Annotated in this window: 6 protein-coding genes; 3 read left to right on the top strand and 3 right to left on the bottom strand. The window is 65.2% G+C overall.

Annotation, left to right across the window (positions count from 1 at the left end):
- Positions 1-4 precede the first annotated feature (4 nt).
- The 3 genes from FZ029_RS34070 to FZ029_RS31275 all read left to right on the top strand — a co-directional run bounded on the left by FZ029_RS34070 (position 5) and on the right by FZ029_RS31275 (position 3,476).
- The gene (locus FZ029_RS34070; protein ID WP_149273946.1) at positions 5-1,345 is read left to right on the top strand and encodes an ATP-binding cassette domain-containing protein; all 1,341 of its coding nucleotides are present in this window, start codon (positions 5-7) and stop codon (positions 1,343-1,345) included.
- A gap of 140 nt (positions 1,346-1,485) precedes the next feature.
- The gene (locus FZ029_RS31270; RefSeq protein WP_188052136.1) at positions 1,486-2,292 is read left to right on the top strand and encodes an IclR family transcriptional regulator; all 807 of its coding nucleotides are present in this window, start codon (positions 1,486-1,488) and stop codon (positions 2,290-2,292) included.
- Positions 2,289-3,476, top strand: coding sequence for an MFS transporter (locus FZ029_RS31275; protein WP_149273948.1), 1,188 nt, complete (start codon positions 2,289-2,291; stop codon positions 3,474-3,476). The genes FZ029_RS31270 and FZ029_RS31275 overlap by 4 nt, the downstream gene beginning before the upstream one ends.
- Before the next feature lie 23 nt (positions 3,477-3,499).
- Here FZ029_RS31275 and FZ029_RS31280 read toward each other — a convergent pair whose 3' ends face one another.
- The 3 genes from FZ029_RS31280 to FZ029_RS31290 form a co-directional block, all read right to left on the bottom strand.
- Positions 3,500-4,795, bottom strand: a complete 1,296-nt coding sequence (locus FZ029_RS31280) for an FAD-binding oxidoreductase (protein WP_149273950.1) — start codon at positions 4,793-4,795, stop codon at positions 3,500-3,502.
- 72 nt (positions 4,796-4,867) lie between these two features.
- Positions 4,868-5,290: a Rid family hydrolase gene (locus tag FZ029_RS31285; protein WP_149273952.1), complete on the bottom strand. Its 423-nt coding sequence runs from the start codon at positions 5,288-5,290 to the stop codon at positions 4,868-4,870.
- Positions 5,291-5,368: 78 nt separating this feature from the next.
- The gene (locus FZ029_RS31290; protein WP_149273954.1) at positions 5,369-6,508 is read right to left on the bottom strand and encodes a tyramine oxidase subunit B; all 1,140 of its coding nucleotides are present in this window, start codon (positions 6,506-6,508) and stop codon (positions 5,369-5,371) included.
- Positions 6,509-6,749: the final 241 nt, after the last annotated feature.

A 6,749-nucleotide genomic window follows, 5' to 3' on the forward strand; every position in this document is an offset into this window, starting at 1 on the left:
AGCGATGCGCGCCATGGACATCATCGCCGCCGAACACCGCAACATGAGGCTGGTCGCCGACGCGCTCGCAGCGCTCGGGGAGCGCTTCGCCACGGGAAAGCCGGATGGCGCCGACCTGCACACCGCCCTTCATACGGTCGAGCTGATCGCCGACTATTTCGAATTCTATTCGGACCGCTTCCATCACAAGCATGAGAGCGACGTGCTGTTCGCGGCGATGCGGGCGCGCAGCGGGCGCGGCGCAGCGATGCTGGACCAGCTCGACCGGAACCATCGCGATTCCCACCATGAACTGGACCGCCTGCGCTTCCTCGCCGGCAATCCCAACCGGATGGAGGCCGGAAACCTGCAGGCGCTCGCCGAGCATATCCGCGCCTTTCGCGAGGGCTTCGAGACGCATCTGCGGATCGAGGAGGAGCAGTGCTTTCCCCTGGCCCGCGAGGTGCTGACCGAAGAGGACTGGAAGGCGGTGGAGACGGCATTCGCCGCCGTCAGCGATCCGCTCGATCAAGAGAACCCGGGGGAGGCCATCGCGCTGCTGAAGGCGCGGATCACGCTGCTGCTGCCGTCACCCTTTGGCCTTGGCGGAGTGCGGGACCACATTCCGGCCACCCCCCACGGGCGGACGCACGCCGACGTACCGACCCTGGCGGTCGAAGCGGTTTCCAGCGGCTATGGCCGCAACGACGTGCTGCATGGGGTATCGCTGAGAATCATGCCGGGCCAGCTGGTTGCCCTGGTGGGAGCGAACGGCGCCGGAAAGACGACGCTGCTCCGCGGCATATCGGGAGTGCAGCCGGTCACCGGCGGACGCATCGCCTTTCAAGGCGCGCCGGTTGCGCGCATGTCGGCCGCCGACCGCGTGCGCGCCGGACTCTGCCAGGTGCCGGAAGGCCGCCATGTCTTCGCTCCCATGTCCATCGAGGACAATCTGCGCCTCGGCGCCTACACCCGGTCGGCCGGCGAGATCGCCGACGGTCTCGATGAGGTCTATCGCCTGTTCCCCATCCTGCAGGAGCGTCGCACCCAGCCGGCCGGCGTGCTGTCCGGCGGGCAGCAGCAAATGCTGGCGCTGGGCCGGGCACTGATGGGAAAACCGAAACTTCTTCTGCTCGACGAGCCGAGCATGGGCCTCGCCCCGCTGATCGTCGCGGAGATCTTCCGGATCATCCGGATGCTGCGGGATTCCGGCGTGACAATCCTGCTGGTCGAGCAGAACGCGCGAGCCGCCCTGTCCATCGCCGACCATGCCTATGTGATGGAAGCCGGCCGCATCACGCTTGAGGGGCAGGGGGCGGACCTGATTCGCGACGACGAGGTCCGCAAGGCCTATCTCGGCCATTGACGGGGCACTCCATCGACGCGGAAAAACGGATCGAGAAAGCGATTGCCCGGCCTCCGGCGCAAAGGCAAAGTCGGCCTCTCCCGTCCTGCGGGGCGGGGGTCCCATTGCCGATTTGCACCATTTCCGTTTTGGATGACGTGATGAACAGCCTTCGTCGCATGCTCGATATACTCGACCTGTTCGCACCAGACCGGCCGACGATCGACGTCGATTTCATCTGCGAGAGGCTTGGCTACACCCAGGCCAGCGCCTACCGCTACGTGCGGGAATTCGTGGAGTTCGGCCTGTTGGTCCGCATTCCCAGCGGCTACACGCTGGGACCGAAGATCATCGAGCTGAACCGGCAGATGACGGAACACGATCCGCTGCTGGTGGCCAGCCGCGACCTGCTGTCCTTCCTGGTTGACGAGACGGGACTGAGCGCGCTGCTCAGCGAACGCTACGACGACACCGTCATCAACATCCAACATACGCCGGGCCGGGAAGGACTGCCGCTGAATTACGGGCGCGGCCGTCCCATGGACCTGTTCCGCAGCGCGACCGCGCGCGTCATCCTGGCCTATCTCCTGCCGCGCCAGCTCAAGCGGCTCTATGAACAGCATGTCGGGGAGCCGACGTTGCAAAATCTGGGCGTGACATGGAAGGAGTTCTCCAAATCCATGCTGCAGGTCCGGAAAAACGGCTATTGCATCAGCTTCGGCGAGCTGGACCCGGAAAAGGCCGGTCTCGCGGCGCCGATCTTCGACGAGAAGAAGCGTGTGCTGGGCAGCATCACGCTGGTCGGCGGGCTCGACCGCTTTTCCGCCTTCAACGAGAACTATCTCGCCAAGATCGTCACCGACGCGGCGTCGGAGATCACCCGGCGCATGGCCGCCACCGCCCGGCCGGATGGCGACAACGCCATCGAAGCGCTCGATCCCGATGCCGTCGAGGACGAGGAGGAGTGACTTCAACGCGGCGCTTCATCGCCGGACTGGGCGCCGCGCAGGTCGTTTCATGGGGGACGCTCTATTACAGCTTCCCGCTGATCGCCAAGCCGATGGCGGCGGAACTGGGTCTGTCGAAGCCGGCCGCCTACGGCGCCGCGACGGTCGGCCTGCTGGTGGCCGGCATCGCGGCCTTTCCCCTGGGGGCCGCAATCGACCGGGGATGGGGGCGGAGCATCATGACGCTCGGCTCGCTTCTCGCCTGTTTGGCGCTGCTGGCCTGGGCCGCCGTCGGCAGCCTGCCATCGCTGTATCTCGCATTCGTCGGTATTGGACTTGCGCAGGCGATGACGCTGTACGAGCCGGCTTTTGCCGTCATTGCGCGCCGGTTCGGCGCGAACGCGCGGCAGGGCATCGTCACGCTCAGCCTGTGGGGCGGCTTCGCCGGGACAGTGTTCATCCCGCTCATCGGCATGTCGCTGAATCACGTCGGCTGGCGCGCCACCCTGGCAATCCTGGCCGCCGCCAACCTGTTCTGCGTGCTGTTGCACGGTTGGGTCATCGATCCGGGCAAAGATGCGCCGCGACCAGCGCCGCCGGTGGGGCACGGCATGGCCCGGCAGGGACGGGCCGCAGCGGGCTGGGCATTGCGGCAACCGGCCTTTCGTGGGCTGCTGGTCGCTTTGACCGTCTATTACGGGCTTTTCTCGGCCTTGATCTTCCACCTATATCCACTGCTGCTCGAACAGGGATTCAGCGACGCGGCCGCCGCCGCGTCCGTCGCCGCTATCGGCCCGGCGCAGGTGGTCGCCCGCATCGTCCTTTTGCTGGTCGCCGGCCAGTCCCCCATCCGGGCCGTCGGGTCGGCGACGGTCGCCGTCTTTCCAATCGCGCTGGCACTTCTGCTCGCCGCGCCAGGAAGTCCGGCGATGCTCGTCGCCTTCACGCTGTTGTTCGGTGGCGCAAACGGACTCATGACCATCGTCCGCGGCCTCGCCGTGTCCGAAATGGTGACACGCGACGCCTATGGGGCGGTCAACGGCACCCTTGCCGCCCCCGGCATCGCCGTCAAGGCGCTGGCGCCGCTGGCGGCGGCGCTGCTGTGGACCATATCGGGTTCTTACCAGAGCCTGGTCGTCGTCGCCCTGTCCGGCACCTGCATCTCGGCGCTGGCCTTCTGGTACGCGGCGACCCGGCGGATTTGAACCGTGCGACCCTGGCGCGGCCGTTACTGCAGGCGCTCGATCCGGTAAGGGGTCGGATCGACGATGGGGCGCGCGCCGGTGACGAGATCGGCGGCGAGCTGGCCGGCAGCAGGTGCGGTGCCGAAGCCATGGCCGGAGAAGCCCGTCGCCAGCGTCAGGCCCGGAATTCTGTCGAGATTGCAGATCACCGGAAGGGAATCGGGGGTGATGTCCATCCAGCCGCCCCACTCCTCCTCGATCTTGGCAGCCTCGAAGGCGGGCCAGGCGGCGCGGATGTTCCGCATGGCCTCCGCGTTGATCCCGGCATGGACGCGCGGGTCGAGCGTCCGCTCCTTTTCGAAGGGCGTGGTCGACTTGCCGTCCCAGCGGCGCGCCCGCATCAGATCCTCGACGAACGCCCTGCCGAAGGTGATGCGCAGCAGCTTGCGCCCATCGCGGAACACTGGCAGATAGCGCATGCCGAGCAGCGCATGGTCGATGACGATCGGGGATTCGACGGCGCCGCGCTGGCAGATGGTGTAGCCGCCATCCGCGCGCTTGCGGAACGAGAAGTTCGGCGCGCCGACCGCGATCTCCGTCGGCCCCTCCATCGGCGCGGTGCGGATGCCGTAACAGATCAGCGGCAGCATCGGCAGCGGAATACCCATGTTGCCGAGAAAGCGGCGAGACCAGAAGCCGGTGGCCAGCACCACCTGCTCGCAGCGGATCTCCCCCTTCTCCGTCACCACCCCGCTCACCTTTCCGCCCGACAGGGACAGCTCCCGCACGGCGCAGTTCTCGACGATGGTCACCCCCTTCGCCATGGCCGCGCGGGCGATGGCGCTGGAGGCGAGCGTCGGTTCGGCGCGCCCGTCGGAAGGGGTGTAGATGCCGCCCGTCCAGCCGCCGCGCCCACCCGGAACCAGCTCGTCGATCTCCTTCGGCGAGATGATCCGGGAATCGAGCGACAGGCCATCGGTGGTCGCCAGCCATTTGCGATGGACGTCGAGTTCGGCGTCGGAGGTCGCCAGGAACATGATGCCCGCCGGCTTGTAGCCGACCTCGCCGCCGACCCGCTCATTCATCCCGGCCCACAGCCGATCGGACTCGATGGCCAGCGGCAGATCGCGCGCGGATCGCGAGGTCTTGCGCACCCAACCGAGATTGCGCGACGACTGTTCCCCTGCCAGCCGGCCCTTTTCGAGAACGACGACCGGAATGCCCCGTTCGATCAGGTTGAGGGCGGTCACCAGCCCGACGATGCCCGCCCCGACCACCACGACGGTTGTCGATTTCGGCATGCTGGTTGATGTCTGGACCGGGGAAATCGTCGGGGCCATGGCAATCCTCCTTGAGCGGGAATGACCGGAAAACGGGAAGGGGCGCGGCGGCCGGCCGGGCGCCCGACCGGATCAGAGGGAAAGACTGATCCGGCGCACGTCGGCGATGCCGGCGCCACGATAGGCGGTGACCTCGATCTCGACCTTGTAGACGGTCGAGCCGAGCGGCGGGCAGGTGACCGTCAGCGTGGGATCGATGCCGCGGAATTTCTCACCGAAGATGCCCATCACCGTCGAGGTGTCTTCCGGGGTCTGGATGAACACGCGCGTCGACACCACGTCGGCCAGGCTCGCCCCCACCCCGGCCAGCGCCCGCTCGATGTTGGCGAAAACCTGATGGGTCTGATCGGTCACGTCGGCGGGAATCTCCTTCGTCTCGGGATTGCGACCGGCCGTGTTGGAAACGAAAATCCAGTTGTCGACCGCCACGATCCGCGAATAGCTGCTCAGTTCCTCCAGCTTTGCGCCGGACTTGACCTTCAGGATTTCGGTCATCTCAATTCCGTTTGTCTGTCGTCGAATGGAAAAGGCGGAGCGAACGGCGGGGAAGGGGCTGCCGTCCGCTCCAGGTCTTCAGCGCAGGACCGGGACGTCCCACAGGTTCAACTTGACGCCGATGCCCTTTTCGACGGCGTTGCGATAGACGACGGTGCCCCAAGCTACGTCCTCGACCGGCATGCCGCCGACCGACAGGATGATGATCTCCTCATCGTTCCGGCGACCGGGCGCGTTGCCCGCGCAGATGGCGCCCAGGTCCTCCAGCTCGTCGCGGCTCATCCGGCCGTCATGGATCATGTCCATGAAACGCACGCCGATGACCGGAACATGCACATGGGCGGGCTTCGGCAGCTCCTCGAACCACGCTTCGTAAAGACCGATGTTGTCCATCACCTTGCGGACGTCGGCCTGCTCCATGCCGGCGTCGATCTCGCAGGAGGCCGGCATCGACAGGAAGGCTCCCGGCTTGACCCACTCACGGCGGACCACCGGGTATTTGGAGACATCGCCGGTTTCGCCCGATCCGCAGTAGGTCACGATGTCGGACCCGCGAACGACCTGCTCGAGGTCGTCGACGACCTCGATGGTGGTGATCTGCGGGTAGGTTTCCTTGACCCAGGTCAGGAAGCTGTCGAGGCTCGCCTTGCCTCGGCCCTTGACCTTGATGGTGTCGATGCGCTCGCAGGTCGCCATGAAGGCGGCCAGCGAGGTCTTGGCCATCACGCCGGGGCCTTGAATGCCGACCACCTTGGAATCCTTGCGCGCCAGATGCCGCGCCCCGACGCCCGGAACCGCCCCGGTGCGATAGGCCGACAGAAGGTTGGCCGACATGTAGGCCAGGGGCGCGCCGGTGTCGGCGTCGTTCAGCGTGAACATCAGGATGGAGCGCGGCAGCCCCTTCTCGCGGTTGGCGATGTTCGAGCCGTACCACTTCATGCCGGCGGTGCAGAACTTGCCGCCGAGATAGGCGGGCATCGCCATGAAGCGGCGGTCCGCCGTCGGCTTCGGCATGTTGGGGAACGGCGAATTCTCCGGGAACACGATCAGGGCGCCATGCGAATCATTGTTCGCGCCCGCCATCCGGTAATCGCCCGTATGGAGCAGAACGAACATTTCCTCCATCGTGTCCACGCAGGCGGCCATATCGGTCACGCCCGCCTTGACCATGTCCTGTTCCGAAAGATAGAGAAAGTCGATTTTCGGCAGTTCACTCATTGCTCTCGTCTTCCCTGTTTGCGATCTCTGGACGTTTTCGTCTGCAGATTTTTTGTTTCCACAGTTAAAACAATATTGTTAATTTGTTATATTTTGATTTTCTGCCTTTTTGTTATTTCACATCTTGCAGGATCGACGTCCATCAGTGGACTCAACATTTGAGGATTTGGTGCTTATCTGCTTGATAAAAGTGGCCAAAAATTTGACTTTTGACGCCACGCCATCAAGTTTCTGTCTTTGC

Source organism: Azospirillum sp. Sh1 (genome assembly GCF_008365135.1).
GTDB classification, from domain to species: domain Bacteria; phylum Pseudomonadota; class Alphaproteobacteria; order Azospirillales; family Azospirillaceae; genus Azospirillum; species Azospirillum oryzae.

Excerpts from the sequence above, each read along its gene's own strand:
- FZ029_RS34070 (WP_149273946.1), top strand. The coding sequence starts at position 5 with ATGCGCGCCATGGACATCATCGCCGCCGAACACCGCAACATGAGGCTG.
- FZ029_RS31290 (WP_149273954.1), bottom strand. The coding sequence starts at position 6,508 with ATGAGTGAACTGCCGAAAATCGACTTTCTCTATCTTTCGGAACAGGAC.
- FZ029_RS31280 (WP_149273950.1), bottom strand. The coding sequence starts at position 4,795 with ATGGCCCCGACGATTTCCCCGGTCCAGACATCAACCAGCATGCCGAAA.
- FZ029_RS31285 (WP_149273952.1), bottom strand. The coding sequence starts at position 5,290 with ATGACCGAAATCCTGAAGGTCAAGTCCGGCGCAAAGCTGGAGGAACTG.
- FZ029_RS31270 (WP_188052136.1), top strand. The coding sequence starts at position 1,486 with ATGAACAGCCTTCGTCGCATGCTCGATATACTCGACCTGTTCGCACCA.